Here is a 17,969-nt window from a genome sequence, read left to right on the forward strand (position 1 = left end):
ATCCACCGAAGGAAAAGAGGGAATTCAGGACAGCCAGCCCGCGACCAGTTGCCGGCCCATCGGCCACAACTGCTCACCGGCCAACATGCCGAGTAAACCGACCAGCGCGATAGCCGGTGGCGCCGGAGAACGGAAATCCAGCGCGCCGTACAACAGACCGACGCCCAGACCGATGGCCAGCGAAATCAGGTAATTCATGGGGAGGAACTCCGCCCGTGGAAAGGAATGGGCAAAGTTTAGGGAGTCGGCGAGGTTGGCATCGGCCAAGGACTTCTGAATTTCGGACAAACCAACCACAGTCACCACAAAACCCGGTGGGAGCTGGCTTGCCAGCGATGAGGCCTGTACATCCGACATCCTCATCGGCTGACACACCGCTATCGCTGGCAAGCCAGCTCCCACAAGGTTCTGTGTAGGTTCAGGATATAGCGTCGTTATAGAGTGAATTGCGAAGGGGCGACGCCCAGTTCGCGACGAAACATGTCGCTGAAGCTACTGGGTGAATAGCCGAGCTCCCGGGCAATGACACTCACCGCCACGCCCTGAATCAACGCCGCCACCGCCGTCGCCAGTTGTACCTGCCGCCGCCACTCGGCGAAGCCCATGCCGAGGCTGTCCTTGAACAACCGCGCCAGGGTGCGCACGCTGGCTCCGGCATTTTCCGCATGCTGTTCGAAAGGAATCTCCAGCGACGGCGCCGCCATCACTGCCTGACACAGATTCATCAAGCGCCGGTCGGAGTCATCCGGCATCGGGATCTTCAACTGCGAGCGCCGTGCGCGTTTCAGCTCCAGCAACGCCAACCCGACCAACGCCTCGTAGTAGGCTGGTTCACCACTGTCACCCTGCTCCACCAGCCCGACAATCAACTCGCGCAGCAACCCACCGACCTCGATCACCTGTACCGTCGTGTCCAGCGTCGCCGCCAGCGCCGGGCGCAGGTAGATATTGCGCATCTGCAAATCCGACACCACGCGAATCCCGTGCGGCACGCCCGGCGGCAACCACACCGCCCGCTGCGGCGGCACCACCAGCGCTTCGTGCGGCGTCTCGACCCACATCACCCCGCTCATCGCATACAGCAACTGTCCCCAGACATGCTCATGCGGCTCGATAAACAAGCCGCGCGGATACGTCCGCGCCACACGTTGCACGGGCACATCGGTATCGCTCAGATCTGGGGGTGCGGCAAGGGCCATGGCGAGCATTCATTGGGGTTGGCGAAAAACCCATGGTAACCAGTGCGCCACGGCGTCGCCAACGATAGATACCGTCGGACAATCCGAGTGAATTTTCCCGCAGCGCCGCGATCCCTCTATTACCACAGGGAGGAATACGGGCTTTATGAACAACGCAAAACTCTATGTCATCGAATACACCCTTCACGGCACGCCCAAGTCGTTCATTATCCGCTCGGACAAAATGGACAACACCGAGGCGTGGCACTGGGCGAGCTGCGACGCAGGCGTTGGTCGCATCCCGCGCTTTGGCCGTGAAAAAGTGCAGAAGACCAGCAAACCGATGGCGGAAAAATTCGGCGTGGAAAACGTTGTGTGGCGACCGACCAGCTAAGCTCTGCGCATCGATCGGCATCATTCGGGGGAATGCACCATGAGCAACATCATCAGCCCGGCGCACCTGGACTACGGCCTCGATACGCTGTTTGGGCGGATCACCAAAAGCGTGGACTGTCGCGTTGGGCTGGAGGCGGTCGAAGGTGATCCGTTTCGCTTTGCCTTGCGAGTGCCGGCGCCGCTGCCTGAAGATCTGGACCAGGCGAAAACCATCGTGGTCAGGGTTGAAGGGCGACGGCTGCAAGGCACAGTGAGGCATACAGAGCGGCTGGATGATGAAAGTATGAAACTGGAAGTGGAGCCTGATTAGGCTCCACTTTTTTTATGCGTCGTTCGTCATCCGTGGGCGCATTTACAGCCCTTGGTTGAACATTCTTCGCCACTCTTGTGGTGGTGAGCGCAGGCCTCGCAGCAATAGTGTTTGCCGTGAACTGCGTAGGCATGCTCGCCTTCCTTGATGGTGCACTTGCAGTTGGGACAATCGCATTTTCTATCGGGCATGGGACAGACTCCTTGGGTGGGGGTTGTCTGGGGCTTGAAGGGCAAGCCGTGATAACCAGTGTAGAAGCTGCCGGAGATTTGGGGGGGTGGGGGATTTGGGGGCATATCCGTTGCTGCGGGTGCTGCCGCTGGCGGTTTCGCTCTTACAGCGACTCACTTTTCCAGACGCCGAAAAGTAAGCAAAAGGCTTTGCCCCTGGCGTACGGCACTTCGCTTAGGCTCAGTGTTCCCTCGCTACGGTGTCCATCCGGGGGCATCGCCTACGGTTTGCTTCGCTGCACCTCCTCTCGATGTATGCGGCTTCGCCGCACGGCGCTACGCGCCTACCCCCGGATGAACACCTCCGCTCGGCCTGCCGATGGGGCAAAAGATCAAAAGCCGAAGCCAGATCAAGAGCCAGATCAAGAGCCAGATCAAGAGCCAGATCAAGAGCCAGATCAAGAGCCAGATCAAGAGCCAGATCAAGAGCCAGATCAAGAGCCAGATCAAGAGCCCCTCACCCTAGCCCTCTCCCGGAGGGAGAGGGGACTGACGGTGGTGTTTGGGAGAGGTACGCCGACGTGCGATACCGCGTTGAACTCAGATTCTGAAAAGCCCAAAAATCGGCTCCCTCTCCCTCGGGAGAGGGCTGGGGTGAGGGGCAAATCCACCACAAATCCAAAGCCGACCACGCCCCGCTCTTCACCACTCAATAGGCCGAGTGTCAGCTCGCCTGCTCTTGATCTTGACCCACGGGCGACGTCGGAAGGCTGAGTGGAGGGATTGATCCGGGCGTGGGAGCGCAGCGACCGTTTGGCGCAGCCAAACACAGCGAGAGGAGGTGCAGCGAAGCAAACCGTAGGCGCTGCGCCCGGATCGATCCCGCAGCGAAGGAACCCCGAGCCCTAGCGAGCGGGCCGTACGTAGGAGCAAGCGTTTTTGGTTACTTTTGAGGCGTTTGTCAAAAGTGACCCGCCGTAAGGGCGGAACCCTAAGCCGCCGTGACCGCAGCAACGGATATGTACTCAACTAAACCCAACTCACCCAGCCTGACGCGAACTCCTATACATAAACACCAAAGCCACCCCCAAACACACCATCGCCAAAATCCGCGAACCAGACAGCTCAATCGCCGGATTCCCCAACCAGCCAAAATTATCAATCAACATCCCCATCCCCAACTGCCCGACAATCACCGCCACCGTCGCCACAGCCGTCCCCACCACCGGCACCGCCCCGACCATCACCATCATGTACACCACGCCAAACAGCGCCCCGGTCAACTGCCACTTCGGCACATCGAAAAGACTCACCGCATGGGCCGGCTCAAAAAACAAAATCAACAACCCGGTCGACACCGCACCCACAACAAACGTCAGCAAACTACTGCGCAACACCCCGACGCTCTCGCCCAGACGCCCATTGATCGCCGCCTGCACACTCAACACCGCACCGGCCAACACCACCACCGCCAACAAAATAACCAGACTCATCACTCACCCCCGCGCAATCAAAACCAAAGCCACCACAATCAACCCCAACGCCAGCCACCGCTCGGCATTGACCTTCTTGCGCGTCGCGCCGAACCAACCGAAATGGTCAATCAACACACTCTTGCCAACCTGCCCGGACAGAATCGCAATCATGGTCATCGCAATGCCGATATGCGGCGTCGCCAGGGTCAGCACCACCACATACATCGGCCCCAGAAACCCGCCAATCAACTGCCAGCGCGGCAGATCAGTCAGTGCCGGGCCTTTTTGCGGGCCAGCGAACAGCAACAGCAAAAACAGAATCGCCGAGCCCACACCAAAGATGCTCAAGGTCGCCCACAGATGCCCGACCTGCACGCCCAACGGCCCGAGCAACCCCGCCTCCACCGACAAGCCCATACCCGCGAGAATCACCAGCGGCAGCAACAACAAGCGCAACCCCGACTTCGTCGCCGGCGCGCTAACGCTCACCTCATCCAACGTCTGCATAAACAACCTTCCACTCAAGTAAACGATGGCGCGGATTATCGGCTGGCGCAGCTGTGCGATAAATGGGAGCATCCGGACAACACTTTTGCGCAATACGCACAACAGGATCATCCATGCACGGGCTCAACGAACTCGGATTCAAGGCACTCAGGCTGTTTGTGGCCGTTCTCGATCACGGCAGTTTTTCCGAAGTCGCCCGCCGCGAAGGCGTGGCGCCCTCTTCAATCTCCCGGCAGATTCAATTGATGGAGCAGGCGCTGAACCAGCAATTGCTCTACCGCCACACCCGCGCCGTCACGCCGACCGAAGCCGGGCGCATGCTCGGTCATCACGCGCGGCTGGTGCTGGTGCAACTGGAAGAAGCCGAACAGGCCTTGCAGGAACAGCAAAGCGAGCCCACCGGGCTGGTGCGCATCAACGCGCCAGTGGTGTTCGGCCAGCGGCATCTGACGCCGTGGCTGGGCCAGTTGTGTGCGCGTTATCCGAAGCTGCAACTGGATATCCAGCAGACCGACCACTACGTCGATCCATTGCAGGAAGGCGCCGACCTGCTGTTCCGCATCGGCCCGTTGCACGACTCGAGCATGCAGGCACGGATTCTTGCGCCGCATCGCTTTCAGGTCGCGGCCAGCCCGGCGTATCTCAAGCGTCACGGTACGCCGCAAAAACCCGAAGATCTGGCGCAACACCAATGCCTCGCCTACAAAGGCGCCACCGGCCAGCAGCGCTGGTTTTTCCGCCGCGACGGCGAGGACTGGACGCCGTATTCGGTGAAAGGCCCGATCACCGGCAACCACGCCGACACCCTTACCCAAGCCGCTGAACAGGGTTTGGGGCTGGTGATGTTTCCGTCTTGGCTGATTGGCGAAGCCGTGCGCGATGGCACGCTGGTGCCAGTGTTGGGGGAATATCAGGTATCGAACAGTCTGGAGCCGCAGCAGATTGCGGTGTTGTGGCCGGGGAGCCGGCGGTTGTCGGTGAAGGTGCGGACGGTGATTGATTTCTTTGTCGAATGCTTTGGCGAAGTGCCCTACTGGGATAGACCTTGAGGGGCTGAAGTTCAAGAGCCCCTCACCCTAGCCCTCTCCCGGAGGGAGAGGGGACTGATTGGGGGATGCTGTGGAACTACGCCGACCTGAAACAGCTTTACCGAATCCATAATCGACTGAATCTTTCAGGTCGATGTATGACGCAAGACACTTCGGTCAGTCCCCTCTCCCTCTGGGAGAGGGCTAGGGTGAGGGGCTTTTCAAGCGGTCAAATACGGAACTGGCCGACGAGTTTGCCAAGGCGCTGCCCCAGCTCCGCCAGACTGCGCGACGTCTGTGCACCCAACTGCGTTTCATCGGCCACGCTGTCCACCGCCACCGCAATCTGATGCACGCTGCGGTTGATCTCTTCGGCCACCGCCGTCTGCTCTTCCGCCGCACTGGCAATCTGCGCGTTCATCGAGTTGATCGTCGCGATCAGCTCGGCCATCGCATCCAGCGAAGCCCCAGCCTGATTGGCCTGTTGCGAAGTACCATCACCCGCCTCACTGGAGCGACGCATCGCCTCAACCGCCGACTGCGTACCCGCCTGCAAGCGGTCGATCATGCCCTGAATTTCCTGGGTGCTGATCTGCGTGCGACTGGCCAACGCCCGCACCTCATCCGCCACCACGGCAAACCCGCGTCCGGCCTCACCGGCGCGCGCCGCTTCAATCGCGGCGTTCAGTGCCAGCAGGTTGGTCTGCTCGGCAATCGAGCGGATCACCCCGAGCACGCCAACAATCGAGGTCACGTCCTGCTGCAGGCTGTCGAGCGACACACCGCTGCTGCGGATGTCATCGACCAGCGCATGAATCTGCTTGATGCTGCCGGCCACCACACGCTTGGCGCTCTGGCCTTCTTCGTCGGTCTGCTGGGCGGCGACGGCAGCGTTCTGCGCGCTCTTCGCTACTTCCTGCGCGGCGGCGGACATTTCATTGATCGCCGTGGCGACCTGATCGGTTTCGTGCCGCTGACGCTCCATCGCCTGATCCGAACGCTGGGCCTGATCGGACACTTGCGTCACCAGCCCGGTCAGTTGCGTGGTCATCTCGGTGATCTGCCGCACCAGACCATGGATCTTGTCGACGAAGCGGTTGAACGAGCCGGCCAGTTCGCCGAGTTCATCCTGGCTGGTGATGTTCAGGCGACGGGTCAGATCGCCCTCGCCCGCTGCAATGTCATCGAGGTTGGCTTTCATCAGGGTCAACGGACGCAAAATGGTATTGGCCAGCAACATCCCCGCCGCCGCGATCACCAGCAGCACCACCACCGCCACGCCGACGATGCTCAGCACCACGCCTTGCATACGCTCCTGCACTTGCGCTTCGACCTGTGCGACTTGCGCTTCGATGCCGTCGAGGTTGACCGAGGTACCGACCGCCATGTCCCACTTGGCCAGGTATTCGGTGTAACCGAGTTTCGGTACCAACACCTTGGCATTACCCGGCAACGGCGAGCTGTATTGCAGATAGTGCGTACCGTCCTTCGCCACTTTCACCAGGCCGAGGTTGACGTAAACGCCGTTCGGGTCGCGGTTGTCTTTAAAGCTTTTGCCCACGCCTTCGGGGTCGTTGGCCTTGAACAGGCGCACGGTCTCGGAGTCGTAGCCGAAGAAGTAGCCGTCCTTGCCGTAGCGAATGCCGGAGAGCAGTTTGATCGCCTGGGCGCGTGCCTCGTTATCACCCGGCGCGGCCGCGTCGTACAGCGGCTTGATCGTGGTCATGGCCACGGCGACGTAACTTTGCAGGGTGGCTTTGGCATCGCCAAGCAGGCGTTCGCGGGTCTGTTCGACCTCTTTGTGCGCCTGTTCCTGGAGGATGAACAGCGTGGTCAGGCTGATGACTAGGGCAAAGAGCAACACCGGGAGAACGGCGAGGGACAGGACTTTAGCCTTGAGGCTCAGGCGCATTGTGGGAGCTCACTCTTTTGGTTTTATTGGCGTGGTTAAAGGCTTTAACGGCACGCCATCACAAAAGTTGAGCTTCGGTATGAGGATCATTCCCACGCTCTGCGTGGGAACGCAGCCCCGGACGCTCCGCGTCCAACAACGTGACGCAGCGCGTCACAAGAGGCATTCCCACGCAGAGCGTGGGAACGATCACCGGCGGGGTTCAGAGAACCATCGCGGCCACCCAGCCGAACGCCAGCAGCGGCAGGTTGTAGTGCAGGAACGTCGGCACCACGGTGTCCCAGATGTGGTGATGCTGGCCGTCGATGTTCAGACCGGAGGTCGGGCCCAGCGTCGAGTCCGAGGCCGGCGAGCCGGCGTCGCCCAAAGCACCAGCGGTACCGACGATGCACACGATAGCGATCGGGCTGAAGCCCAGTTGCACGCACAGCGGCACGAAAATCGCCGCCAGAATAGGCACCGTGGAAAACGACGAACCAATCCCCATGGTTACCAGCAACCCGACCAGCAGCATCAACAACGCGCCGATGCCCTTGCTGTGATTGATCCACGACGCCGACGACTCGACCAGGGTCTGTACCTCACCGGTGGCCTTCATCACCTCGGCAAACCCGGAGGCGGCGATCATGATGAAGCCGATCATCGCCATCATCTTCATGCCCTCGGTGAAGAGGTCATCGGTCTCGCGCCATTTCACAATGCCCGACACCGAGAAGATCAGGAAACCGACCAGCGCCCCGATAATCATCGAGTCCAGCAGCAGCTGCACGATGAACGCAGCGGCAATCGCCACACCGGCAATCATCAGGCTCAGCGGGTTGTACTGCACCGCCACTTGCTCGACCTGCTCAATCTTCGCCAGGTCGTATACGCGCCGCTTGCGATAAGTGATGAACGCCATCGCCAGGCCGAAGACCATGCCCAGCGCCGGAATGCCCATGGCGTGGGTGACATTGATGCCGCTGATATCAACACCGCTACGGGCAACGTTGGCCAGCAGGATTTCATTGAGGAAGATGTTGCCGAAGCCCACCGGCAGGAACATGTACGGCGTGATCAGACCGAAGGTCATGACGCACGCGATCAGCCGGCGATCGAGTTGCAGCTTGGTCAGTACATAGAGAAGTGGCGGCACCAGTAGCGGAATGAACGCGATGTGGATCGGCAGGATGTTCTGCGAAGCGATCGCCACGACCCACAGCAAGCCGATCAGCAGCCATTTGACGCTGCCACCGCCGGTCGCATGCTGGCGATCAACCATCGCCAGCGCCTTGTCAGCCAGGGCATGGGCCAGGCCCGACTTGGCAATCGCCACGGCGAAAGCGCCGAGCAACGCGTAGGACAACGCCACCGTCGCCCCGCCGCCCAGGCCGCTGTTGAACGCCTTGAGCGTGGCGTCGATGCCCAGGCCACCGGTCAGGCCGCCGACCAGCGCGCCAACGATCAAGGCGATCACTACGTGCACGCGGGACAGGCTGAGAATCAGCATGACGCCGACTGCCGCTATGACTGCATTCATTTCACTTCCTCGAAAAACACTGCGGTGGAAAACCGACCGCCAGACAGAATGAGTCCGCCAACGGTTCACCGGCGGATTTGCAAAGAGGGTCTTATTAGAAGGGCGCGCACTGTGCCGCAGAGTGGCCGCAGTGTCAAAGCGAGCGGGCGATTTCGGCTGCGGCAATCGGTCATATTGTGTTTCAAGGATAAAGAAAGCCGAAACGCGGCCGTTACAGTGCAAAGTCTCAGATATTTATCGAATAAGGACGTCTCCATGTCGCTCAGACAACTTTCCATCCAATGGAAAATCACCCTGCTCGCCGGCCTCTGCCTGGCCGGTATCGTGACCCTGTTGGTGGGTCTTTCGCTGTATCGCATGGAGCACAGTTCTGAACTGGTGAAAGCTTCGAGCATGGAGATGCTCACCGAGTCGGCGCAAGCGCGCATCGAGTCGCAAGGTGAAGTGCAGGCTGCCGGCATTCGCCAGCAATTCATGGACGCCTATCAGTACGGCCACGGTTTCTCGCGGCAGGTGCTGTTCCTGCGCGAACAGGCCGAGAAGCGCTTCCTCGATGCCTTCGACCTGCGCGAAGACATGACCCGTCAGGTCAAATCGGCGCTGCAAGCCAACCCGGACCTGCTCGGCCTATCGCTGGTGTTCGAAGCCAACGCACTGGACGGCAAAGACGAACTGTTCGCCGGCCAGGCTGAACTGGGCAGCAACGACAAGGGCCGTTTCGCTCTGTACTGGTCGCAACCGACCCCGGGCAAAGTCACCTCGATGGCCCTGCCGGAAAGCGACATGGCCGACACCAGCACCGGTCCCAGCGGTCAAGCGGCCAACGCCTGGTTCACCTGCCCGCGCGCCACGCTCAAGCCGTGTGTGATCGAACCGTACTTCTATGTGATCGACGGGCAAAACGTGCTGATGACCAGCATCGTCTTCCCGCTGATGGTCAACGGCAAAGTCATCGCTTCGCTGTCGGTCGACATCAACCTCAACAGCCTGCAAGCGATCAGCCAGGGCGCGAGCAAAAAGCTCTACGACGGCCAGACCGCCGTGAGCATCATCAGTCCCGCTGGCCTGCTCGCCGGTTACAGCCCGGACGCCGGCAAACTCAGCCAGCGTCTGGATGCGGTGGATAAAACCAGCGGCGCCGAGTTGCTCAGCAAGCTCGCCTCCAGCACAAGCGTCAGCAGCCTGCACAGCAACGGCCAGTTGAAAGTGCTGTCGCCATTTCAGCCGATTCCCGGGGGTCCGTCGTGGGGCGTGCTGCTGGATGTGCCAGAGAAAGTCCTGGTCAGCCGTGCCGAAGCGCTCAAGCAACAACTGGACGCGAGCAACAACTCCGGCACGCTGATCGAATTGAGCCTCGGCGTGCTGGCCGCGTTGATCGGCTTGCTGCTGGTGTGGCTGATGGCGCGCAGCGTGACCAAGCCGATCCTCGGCGTGGCGCACATGCTTGAAGACATCGCCAGCGGCGAAGGCGATCTGACCCGCCGTCTGGCCTATGACAAAAAGGACGAACTCGGGCAACTGGCCGGTTGGTTCAACAAGTTCCTCGACAAGTTGCAGCCGATCATTGCCGAGGTGAAACGCTCGGTGCAGGACGCGCGCAACACCGCCGACCAGTCTTCGGCCATCGCCACGCAAACCAGCGCCGGCATGGAGCAGCAATACCGCCAGGTCGATCAGGTTGCCACTGCCTCCCACGAAATGAGCGCCACCGCGCAAGACGTCGCCCGCAGCGCCGCGCAGGCTGCCGAAGCCGCCAAGGATGCTGATCGCGCGACCCGTCAGGGCCTGACCGTGATCGACCGCACCACCGCCAGCATCGACACCCTCGCCGCCGACATGAGCGCAGCCATGGTGCAAGTCGAAGGCCTGGCCGCCAACAGCGAGAAGATCGGCGCCGTGCTGGAAACCATTCGTGCGATTGCCGAGCAGACTAACTTGCTCGCGCTTAATGCCGCGATCGAAGCGGCGCGCGCCGGTGAGGCCGGACGCGGTTTTGCCGTAGTCGCCGACGAAGTCCGCAACCTCGCCCGCCGCACACAAGAGTCGGTGGAAGAGACCCGTCAGGTCATCGAACAACTGCAAACCGGTACGCAAGATGTGGTTGGTTCGATGGGCAACAGCCATCGTCAGGCTCAGGGCAGTGTCGAGCAGGTTGGCCAGGCTGTGACGGCGCTGCGCCAGATTGGCGATGCGGTCACGGTGATCAGCGACATGAACCTGCAGATTGCCAGTGCGGCGGAAGAGCAAAGTGCGGTGGCCGAGGAGATCAATAACAACGTGGCGACGATTCGCGATGTGACCGAGTCGTTGTCCGGGCAGGCGAATGAGTCGGCGCGGGTGAGTCAGTCGCTCAATAGTCTGGCGAATCAGCAGCAGAGTTTAATGGATCAGTTTCGGGTTTGATTCGCAGGTTGTGGGGTGTCAGTGAGATTCCCCCCTCACCCCAGCCCTCTCCCCCCAAGGGGGGCGAGGGGGAAAGGGAGCCGATCTCCGTGCCATTCAAAACCTGAGTTCGACTCCTTATTTCAGATCACGGTGATGCTTTCAAAACCTTATTTCGACTCGGTGTCTCACGTCACAGGGAAGCTTTCAAACCCTGAGTTCGACTCGGTATCTCACGTCGGCGTACCTCGAACAAACAACGCGGTCAGTCCCCTCTCCCTCCGGGAGAGGGCTAGGGTGAGGGGCTTCTAAAAGGCTCACCGCCGAGGCAACTCGATCACCACCTTCAGCCCGCCCCACTCACTCTCGCCCAACACCAGCAAACCACCCCAGGTCTCGACAATATCGCGGACAATCCCCAGCCCCAGGCCATGCCCGTGGGTCTGCTCATCCAGCCGCGTGCCCCGGCTGAATACCTCGGCGCGCTGTTCTTCGGGAATCCCCGGACCGTCATCTTCCACGCTCAGGGCAAAGCCATCCGTACGCTCGATCACGCTCAGGCGCACTTCGGCATCCGCCCATTTGCAGGCGTTGTCCAGGCAAGTTGCCGAGCAGTTCCAGCAAATCCTCACGATCCCACGGCAGTTGCAATCCCGCCGGCGCGACATAACTCAAGGCCAGATGCTCGCCGTGAATCATGTTCAGGGTCGCCAGCAATCCCGGCAGTTCCGCATCGCAATCAAACAGCGCACCTGGCAACGCATCACCGGACAGCCGCGCACGGTTCAACTCGCGATTAAGCCGTTGCTGCACCTGCTCCAGTTGTTCCTTGAGGACCTTGCGCAACTCGGGATGCGCATCCAGTTTTTCGCTGGACGCCAGGCTCAACAGCACCGCCAACGGCGTTTTCAAGGCGTGCCCGAGATTGCCCAAGGCATTGCGCGAGCGCTTGAGGCTGTCTTCGGTGTGCGCCAACAAATGGTTGATCTGCGCCACCAGCGGTTCCAGTTCCACCGGCACCTGTTCATCGAGTTGTGAACGCTGGCCCTGCTGCAATTGCGCAATCTGCTCGCGGGCCTTTTCCAGTGGTTTCAAGGCGCGACGCACGGTCAGCCGTTGCAGCAGCAGAATCAACAGCAATGCCGCCAGACCCAGGCCCAGGCCGATCTGGCGCATGCGCTGAAAGCTCTCGCGCACCGGCGTGTAATCCTGGGCGACGCTGATCGAAATCGACTGGCCGAGACGCCGATAGTCCGAACGCAGCACCAGCAATTGCTGACCGTCCGGCCCCAGTTGCAGATTGCTGTGCAGCCCGGGATGGTCGAGCAGTGGCAGATCCTGATCCCACAACGAACGCGAACGCCAATGGCTGTCGGCAAAATCAATGCGGAAATAGTGCCCGGAAAACGGCCGCTGATAAGCTGGCGACAAATGCCGCTCATCCAGTTGCAGGCCTTGCGGCCCGCGCACCAATGCCACCAGCAGACTTTCGCTGTCGTTGCGCAGACCGGCTTCGAGATAGCGCTGCAAACCTACTTCGAACAACCACAGACTGGTTTGCGCCACCACCACACCGACGACCACCATCACGCTGATCAAACCCAGGCTCAAGCGGCGTTGGATCGACCTCACGAAGCTTGCCCGCCGAACAGGTAACCCTGACCTCGACGGGTTTCGATCACACTTTTGCCGAGCTTGCGCCGCAGGTGATTGACGTGCACTTCGAGGACGTTGGAATCGCGCTCGGTTTCACCGTCGTAGAGGTGTTCGGCGAGGTGGCTTTTGGAGAGGATCTGCTCCGGGTGCAGCATGAAATAGCGCAGCAGGCGGAATTCGGCGGCGGTCAATTGAATGTCGGCGCCGTCGCGCACCACGCATTGGCGACCTTCGTCCAGATGCAGACCGGCCGCCTGCAATGTGGGTTGATTGGCCTGGCCTTTGGAGCGACGCAGCAGCGATTGAATGCGCAACTGCAACTCTTCGGGGTGGAACGGTTTGGTCAGGTAATCGTCAGCGCCGGCCTTCAGGCCTTCGATGCGCTCGGCCCAGGAATCGCGCGCCGTGAGGATCAGCACTGGAATCGCCAGGCCGCCGGCGCGCCACTGCGCCAGCACTTCAAGCCCCGGTACACCGGGCAGGCCGAGGTCGAGAATGATCAGGTCATAGGGTTCGCTGCTGCCCTGATACAGCGCATCGCGGCCGTCCGCCAGCCAATCGACTGCATAGCCCTGGCGTTGCAGGCCGGCGAGCAATTCGTCGGCCAGCGGTACGTGGTCTTCCACCAATAGCAAACGCATCGATCAATCTTCCTTGTCTTTCACCAGTTCGCCGGTATCGGCCTTCAAGTGCAGCTCACGGGCGACACCTTCGACGGTCAGCAACTCGACTTCATAAATGTAGACGTCGTGTTTTTCTTCCAGCTCGACTTCCAGCAGTTTTGCGCCGGGATAACGATCCATCGCCTGCTGCAGCACTTGCTCCAGCGGCAGGATCACGCCCTGCTTGCGCAGATCAAGCGCCTCGTCCGGACCGAGGTCGCGGGCCATGGCCGTCGAGCAACACATCACCAGCGCCAACGCCGTACGGCGGGTGGCGCGAACATTAACCTTCATTACGTATCCTGATGATCCTTGAGAACCTGCCCAGTCACCGCGTCTAATTCCAGATCCCACTCCAGCCCCTGCGGATCACGCATTTCGATCTGGTAGATGTACTTGCCGTACTGCTCTTCCAGCTCGGTATCGGTGATCGTCGAACCCGGGTGTTTTTCCAGCGCCGTGGCGTTGAGCTTCTCGAAGGAGACGATAGTACCAGCGTCGCGCAGACGCAGGGCTTCGTCGGGGCCGAGATCGCGGGCGTGGGCGAGGTTGGCGGTGAAGCCGATGATCGCGGCAATGGACAGGGCAGTCAGGGTTTTCATGGGGTCTCCGTATTTTTATGTGTTGCTTACGGTGGGCACCTTAGCGAGATGAACTTAACTGAAACTGAATTGCCATCATTGCCCCAGCTCAACACATACCCCCGTGTAGGAGCTGCCGCAGGCTGCGGCAGCTCCTACAGGATTTTGTAACATGTGCTTATAATTGTTCGCTTGCTAACGATCGAGACCGGTATGACCGCCATCCACATCAAATTCCCCGCCCTCACCCTCAAGGCCGGCCCACGCGCCATGGCGCGCATTCGTGCCCAAGGCCTGAACGCCGCCGATGTCGGCACCCTGCCCGGCGCGGCCGGTGGACCGAAGGCGTTGGGCATTCAGGGACTGGATCTGGCGTTGTTCGGTGAATGGCTGCCGAGTGCACCGCGTGAGCGTTCGCTGATCGGCGCCTCGGTCGGTTCCTGGCGCTTCGCCAGCGCCTGCCTGCCGGACGCCGCCGAAGGCATTCGCCGCCTCGGTCATCTGTACGCCGAGCAGAATTTCAACAAAGGCGTGACCATGGCCGAGATCAGCCAGAGTTCGCAGCGCATGCTCAACGACCTGCTCGACGGCCGCGACGCGAGCATCCTCGACAACGCGCATTACCGGCTGAACATCATGGTGGTGAAAAGTCAGGGGCGTCTGGCCGATGACCATCGCGGCCGACTGGGTCTGGCACTGGGCTCGGTGATTGCCGACAACCTGCGCGGTCGCGCGCGGCTGTCGCGGCACTTCGAACGACTGATCATCCACGACCCACGCCTCGCCCCGCCGGTCAATGCGCTGAACGATTTCCCGTCGCGCTTTGTCGCCCTGAATGCCGGCAATCTGCGTCAGGCCTTGTTGGCGTCGGGATCGATCCCGATGGTCATGGAAGGCGTACGCGACCTGCCGGGCGCCGGTGCCGGGACGTTCCGCGACGGTGGCCTGCTCGACTATCACCTTGACCTGCCCTACAGCGGCGACGGCATCGTGCTTTATCCGCACTTCACTGATCGGGTGATTCCCGGCTGGTTCGACAAGACCCTGCCATGGCGCAAGGCCTCGGTGGAGCGCTTGCAGGACGTGCTGCTGCTCGCGCCTTCGAAGGAATATCTGGCGCGTCTGCCCTACGGCAAACTCCCCGATCGTAATGATTTCAAACGCTTCATGGGCGATGCGCCGAGCCGGCAGAAATACTGGCACGCAGCGATGGACGAGAGCCGTCGCCTCGGCGATGAGTTCCTTGAACTGACTGCCAATGGTCGCCTCGCCGAGCGCTTGCTGACCCTTTAGTCAGCACGGCCAAAGACAAGCTGGTAAACTCGCCGCCTGCCCGAATCGCTGCGGCGAACGCCATCTGAACAGAGCCGAAAATACCGTGGAAATCTTCAAAGAGTTTACTTTCGAATCCGCCCACCGCCTGCCGCACGTCCCGGACGGCCACAAGTGCGGGCGTCTGCACGGTCACTCGTTCAAAGTGGCGCTTCACCTCAGCGGCGACCTCGATCCGCACACCGGCTGGATCCGCGATTTCTCTGAAATCAAAGCGATCTTCAAGCCGCTGTACGAGCGTCTCGATCACAACTACCTGAACGACATTCCCGGTCTGGAAAACCCGACCAGCGAAGTGCTGGCCAAATTCATCTGGAATGAAATGAAGCCGTTGTTGCCGGAACTGAGCGCGATCCGTATTCACGAGACGTGCACCAGCGGTTGCATCTATCGCGGTGAATAACCTGACGTAGATCTCCCTCGTAGGAGCTGCCGAAGGCTCCTACAGGGGGATTGGTGTTTTGTCTGGGAAATAGAGAACAGCCCGCGAGGCTGTTTTTTTACGCCTATGCTTTTTGGCTCCCACCCGCCAAGAGGACAGGCCGATGACAGACTGGCTGCTGGATCAGGTCTTTGACTTCAACGGGCATCCCGTTCATTACGCCATACGCGGCGACGGCCCGCCGCTGGTGTTCGTGCATGGCACGCCGTTTTCGTCATACGTGTGGCACCGGATCGCGCCGCACTTTTTCGCCACGCATCGCGTGCATTACTTCGACCTGCTGGGCTACGGGCGCTCCGAGCAACCTGACGCCGATGTCTCTCTCGGCGTGCAAAACCAACTGTTGGCGCAGTTGCTCGATCACTGGAATATTCAACACACCGATGTCGTCGCTCACGATTTTGGCGGCGCCACCGTACTGCGTGCACACCTGCTCAACGGCAAGGATTACCGCAGCCTGACGCTGATCGATCCGGTGGCGCTGACGCCGTGGGGTTCGCCATTCGTGCAGCATGTCCGTCAGCATGAAGCGGCGTTCAGTGGCCTGCCCGACTACATCCAGCGCGCCATCGTGCCGACCTATATTCGCGGGGCAATTCACCGCGATATCCCCGACGACGAACTCGCACCCTACGTGCAGCCGTGGCTCGGCGATCCCGGGCAAGCGGCGTTCTATCGGCAGATTGCGCAGATGGACGAGTGCTATACCCGTGAAGCAGAAAGCCTGTACCCGACGATCCGCTGTCCGGTGCAGATTCTCTGGGGCGAAGAGGACCAGTGGATCCCCATCGAGCGTGGCCGAGCGTTACATCAAATGATCCCGGGATCACAATTCCCACCCGATTGCCAACGCCGGCCACCTCGTCCAGGAAGACGCCCCCGAAGCCATCGTCGCCGCCCTGCTGCGCTTCCTCTGACCTTGATCGTTCCCACGCTCTGCGTGGGAACGATCAAAAACAAGATCAAAAGATCGCAGCCTTCGGCAGCTCCTACATTGGGGCTCCGGTGTATTCAGGTGCACTGTTTTCGCGCTTGCCGACGCGACTCGTCTATACATAACCCGCGCCATCCGGCATTTGGCACGACCACTGCAACCCTCCCCAGCGTCTCCTCTATTCCAGCAAGGACCGCCCCATGACGCAGAACGATCCCGGCAACGATTACCCCCTCAGCGAAGTCCCCATGCATGCGCGCAAAGGCCTGGCCTCCACGGCGATGGTGTTACTGGGCTTCACGTTTTTCACCGCAACCATGTTTGCCGGCGGCAAGCTCGGCGTGGCGTTCAGTTTCGGCGAGATGATGGCGGTGATCATCGTCGGTAATCTGCTGCTGGGTTTGTACGCGGCAGGCCTGGGTTACATCGCTTTCAAGAGCGGCCTCAATTCGGTGTTGATGGGCCGTTTCTGCTTCGGCGAAGTCGGCAGCAAGCTCAGCGACCTGATCCTCGGTTTCACCCAGATCGGCTGGTACGCCTGGGGCACGGCGACGGCTGCCGTCGTGATCGGTAAATATTTCAATCTCGACGAAAGTACGGTGCTCGGCCTGATGGTGCTGTTCGGTCTGCTGTTCTGCGCCACAGCCTACGTCGGTTATCGCGGACTGGAGATCCTCTCGTACATCGCGGTGCCGGCAATGATGTTGCTGCTGATGCTGTCGATGTGGGTGGCGACGGTGAAAGTCGGAGGATTCGAGGGTTTGCTCAGCGTTGTGCCAAGCGGTTCGCTGGACTGGTCGACGGCCATTACGCTGGTATTCGGCACCTTCGTCAGCGGCGCAACGCAGGCGACCAACTGGACACGCTTCTCGCGTTCGGCCCGGGTGGCGGTGCTGGCCAGCCTGATCGGTTTCTTCATCGGCAACGGCCTGATGGTATTGATCGGCGCTTACGGCGCCATCGTTTACCAACAACCCGACGTGGTTGAAGTGCTGCTGTTGCAAGGTTTCGCCATGGCGGCGATGGCCATGCTGTTGCTGAACATCTGGAGCACCCAGGACAACACCATCTACAACTTCGCCGTCGCCGGTTGCAACCTGCTGCGCACCGGCCGGCGCAAAACCGTGACCCTCGCCGGCGCAGTGATTGGCACCCTCCTCGCGCTGCTGGGCATGTACGACATGCTGGTGCCGTATCTGATTCTGCTCGGCACGGTGATTCCACCGATTGGCGGGGTGATCATGGCGGACTTTTTCTTCCGTTGGCGCGGGCACTATCCGCGTCTGGCCGACGCACGGTTGCCGGCGTTCAACTGGCCGGGCCTCGGGGCCTATGCGGTCGGCACTGTCGCCGCGTTCAGCTCGCCTTGGGTCGCGCCACTGGTAGGGATCGCCGCTGCCGCGCTAACGTATGTCATCGTCACCGGCGTGCTCGGCGCTCGCAGCGCGAGCGCGCCACTACAAGACCTATAAAAAGGATTCGCCT

18 protein-coding genes and 4 pseudogenes are annotated in these 17,969 nt (G+C 60.7%); 10 read left to right on the forward strand and 12 right to left on the reverse strand.

Annotation, left to right across the window (positions count from 1 at the left end; translation table 11 throughout):
- Nucleotides 1-24 precede the first annotated feature (24 nt).
- Together ACZZ0A_RS15535 and ACZZ0A_RS15540 are read right to left on the reverse strand one after the other, a co-directional pair.
- Nucleotides 25-198 carry a DUF1427 family protein gene (locus ACZZ0A_RS15535; protein WP_007969534.1) on the reverse strand — a complete coding sequence of 58 codons (174 nt, stop codon included), beginning with the start codon at nucleotides 196-198 and terminating at the stop codon, nucleotides 25-27.
- Nucleotides 199-434: 236 nt separating this feature from the next.
- Nucleotides 435-1,208 carry an AraC family transcriptional regulator gene (locus tag ACZZ0A_RS15540; protein WP_447786295.1) on the reverse strand — a complete coding sequence of 258 codons (774 nt, stop codon included), beginning with the start codon at nucleotides 1,206-1,208 and terminating at the stop codon, nucleotides 435-437.
- Between the two features lie 136 nt (nucleotides 1,209-1,344).
- On the opposite strand from ACZZ0A_RS15540, the gene ACZZ0A_RS15545 reads away from it, so the two are divergent.
- Both ACZZ0A_RS15545 and ACZZ0A_RS15550 read left to right on the forward strand, forming a co-directional pair.
- Nucleotides 1,345-1,572 (forward strand): DUF6555 family protein, encoded by a 228-nt coding sequence (locus ACZZ0A_RS15545; RefSeq protein WP_007919026.1) that lies wholly within the window; start codon nucleotides 1,345-1,347, stop codon nucleotides 1,570-1,572.
- A 39-nt stretch (nucleotides 1,573-1,611) separates the two neighbouring features.
- Nucleotides 1,612-1,884, forward strand: a complete 273-nt coding sequence (locus ACZZ0A_RS15550) for a hypothetical protein (protein ID WP_007919028.1) — start codon at nucleotides 1,612-1,614, stop codon at nucleotides 1,882-1,884.
- Between the two features lie 26 nt (nucleotides 1,885-1,910).
- On the opposite strand, the gene ACZZ0A_RS15555 is transcribed toward ACZZ0A_RS15550, so the two are convergent.
- On the reverse strand, nucleotides 1,911-2,075 hold the full coding sequence (locus ACZZ0A_RS15555) for a metallothionein (RefSeq protein WP_007919030.1): 165 nt from the start codon (nucleotides 2,073-2,075) through the stop codon (nucleotides 1,911-1,913).
- Nucleotides 2,076-2,433: 358 nt separating this feature from the next.
- On the opposite strand from ACZZ0A_RS15555, the gene ACZZ0A_RS15560 reads away from it, so the two are divergent.
- Entirely contained in the window at nucleotides 2,434-2,580 is a 147-nt protein-coding gene (locus ACZZ0A_RS15560; RefSeq protein WP_463543422.1) for a hypothetical protein, read from the forward strand.
- A gap of 514 nt (nucleotides 2,581-3,094) precedes the next feature.
- On the opposite strand, the gene ACZZ0A_RS15565 is transcribed toward ACZZ0A_RS15560, so the two are convergent.
- Both ACZZ0A_RS15565 and ACZZ0A_RS15570 read right to left on the reverse strand, forming a co-directional pair.
- Nucleotides 3,095-3,547, reverse strand: coding sequence for a DMT family transporter (locus ACZZ0A_RS15565; protein WP_007920427.1), 453 nt, complete (start codon nucleotides 3,545-3,547; stop codon nucleotides 3,095-3,097).
- A 3-nt stretch (nucleotides 3,548-3,550) separates the two neighbouring features.
- Nucleotides 3,551-4,036, reverse strand: coding sequence for a DMT family transporter (locus ACZZ0A_RS15570; protein ID WP_016987941.1), 486 nt, complete (start codon nucleotides 4,034-4,036; stop codon nucleotides 3,551-3,553).
- A 113-nt stretch (nucleotides 4,037-4,149) separates the two neighbouring features.
- Here ACZZ0A_RS15570 and ACZZ0A_RS15575 point away from each other — a divergent pair, with 113 nt between their 5' ends.
- Nucleotides 4,150-5,085, forward strand: coding sequence for a LysR family transcriptional regulator (locus ACZZ0A_RS15575; RefSeq protein ID WP_123376974.1), 936 nt, complete (start codon nucleotides 4,150-4,152; stop codon nucleotides 5,083-5,085).
- A 208-nt stretch (nucleotides 5,086-5,293) separates the two neighbouring features.
- On the opposite strand, the gene ACZZ0A_RS15580 is transcribed toward ACZZ0A_RS15575, so the two are convergent.
- The 3 genes and pseudogenes from ACZZ0A_RS15580 to ACZZ0A_RS15590 form a co-directional block, all read right to left on the reverse strand.
- On the reverse strand, nucleotides 5,294-6,115 hold the full coding sequence (locus tag ACZZ0A_RS15580) for a methyl-accepting chemotaxis protein (protein ID WP_409077500.1): 822 nt from the start codon (nucleotides 6,113-6,115) through the stop codon (nucleotides 5,294-5,296).
- A gap of 84 nt (nucleotides 6,116-6,199) precedes the next feature.
- Nucleotides 6,200-6,976, reverse strand: a pseudogene (locus ACZZ0A_RS15585) (cache domain-containing protein); the annotation flags it as partial.
- 202 nt (nucleotides 6,977-7,178) lie between these two features.
- Entirely contained in the window at nucleotides 7,179-8,495 is a 1,317-nt protein-coding gene (locus ACZZ0A_RS15590; RefSeq protein WP_007920443.1) for a Na+/H+ antiporter family protein, read from the reverse strand.
- A 1,398-nt stretch (nucleotides 8,496-9,893) separates the two neighbouring features.
- Here ACZZ0A_RS15590 and ACZZ0A_RS15595 point away from each other — a divergent pair.
- Nucleotides 9,894-10,040 (forward strand): annotated as a pseudogene (locus tag ACZZ0A_RS15595) (HAMP domain-containing protein); the annotation flags it as partial.
- Nucleotides 10,041-10,142: 102 nt separating this feature from the next.
- Nucleotides 10,143-10,898: a methyl-accepting chemotaxis protein gene (locus ACZZ0A_RS15600; protein ID WP_371857720.1), complete on the forward strand. Its 756-nt coding sequence runs from the start codon at nucleotides 10,143-10,145 to the stop codon at nucleotides 10,896-10,898.
- 296 nt (nucleotides 10,899-11,194) lie between these two features.
- On the opposite strand, the pseudogene ACZZ0A_RS15605 reads toward ACZZ0A_RS15600, so the two are convergent.
- The 4 genes and pseudogenes from ACZZ0A_RS15605 to ACZZ0A_RS15620 form a co-directional block, all read right to left on the reverse strand.
- A pseudogene (locus ACZZ0A_RS15605) lies at nucleotides 11,195-12,509 on the reverse strand (sensor histidine kinase).
- Nucleotides 12,506-13,174, reverse strand: coding sequence for a response regulator transcription factor (locus ACZZ0A_RS15610; RefSeq protein ID WP_007915592.1), 669 nt, complete (start codon nucleotides 13,172-13,174; stop codon nucleotides 12,506-12,508). The pseudogene ACZZ0A_RS15605 and the gene ACZZ0A_RS15610 overlap by 4 nt, the downstream one beginning before the upstream one ends.
- 3 nt (nucleotides 13,175-13,177) lie before the next feature.
- Nucleotides 13,178-13,489: a PepSY domain-containing protein gene (locus ACZZ0A_RS15615; protein ID WP_007915591.1), complete on the reverse strand. Its 312-nt coding sequence runs from the start codon at nucleotides 13,487-13,489 to the stop codon at nucleotides 13,178-13,180.
- The gene (locus tag ACZZ0A_RS15620) at nucleotides 13,489-13,797 is read right to left on the reverse strand and encodes a PepSY domain-containing protein (protein ID WP_007915590.1); all 309 of its coding nucleotides are present in this window, start codon (nucleotides 13,795-13,797) and stop codon (nucleotides 13,489-13,491) included. The genes ACZZ0A_RS15615 and ACZZ0A_RS15620 overlap by 1 nt, the downstream gene beginning before the upstream one ends.
- A gap of 192 nt (nucleotides 13,798-13,989) precedes the next feature.
- On the opposite strand from ACZZ0A_RS15620, the gene ACZZ0A_RS15625 reads away from it, so the two are divergent.
- The 4 genes and pseudogenes from ACZZ0A_RS15625 (at nucleotide 13,990) to codB (ending at nucleotide 17,956) form a co-directional block, all read left to right on the forward strand.
- Complete coding sequence (locus ACZZ0A_RS15625; protein ID WP_007915589.1) at nucleotides 13,990-15,069, forward strand: patatin-like phospholipase family protein; 1,080 nt, start codon at nucleotides 13,990-13,992, stop codon at nucleotides 15,067-15,069.
- Nucleotides 15,070-15,154: 85 nt separating this feature from the next.
- A complete protein-coding gene (queD, locus tag ACZZ0A_RS15630) occupies nucleotides 15,155-15,511 on the forward strand; it encodes a 6-carboxytetrahydropterin synthase QueD (protein WP_007915588.1) in 357 nt (118 codons plus the stop codon).
- A 142-nt stretch (nucleotides 15,512-15,653) separates the two neighbouring features.
- Nucleotides 15,654-16,467 (forward strand): annotated as a pseudogene (locus ACZZ0A_RS15635) (alpha/beta fold hydrolase).
- Nucleotides 16,468-16,684: 217 nt separating this feature from the next.
- Complete coding sequence (gene codB, locus ACZZ0A_RS15640) at nucleotides 16,685-17,956, forward strand: cytosine permease (RefSeq protein ID WP_007915586.1); 1,272 nt, start codon at nucleotides 16,685-16,687, stop codon at nucleotides 17,954-17,956.
- Nucleotides 17,957-17,969 lie beyond the last annotated feature (13 nt).

This window comes from Pseudomonas sp. AC242 (genome assembly GCF_979258655.1).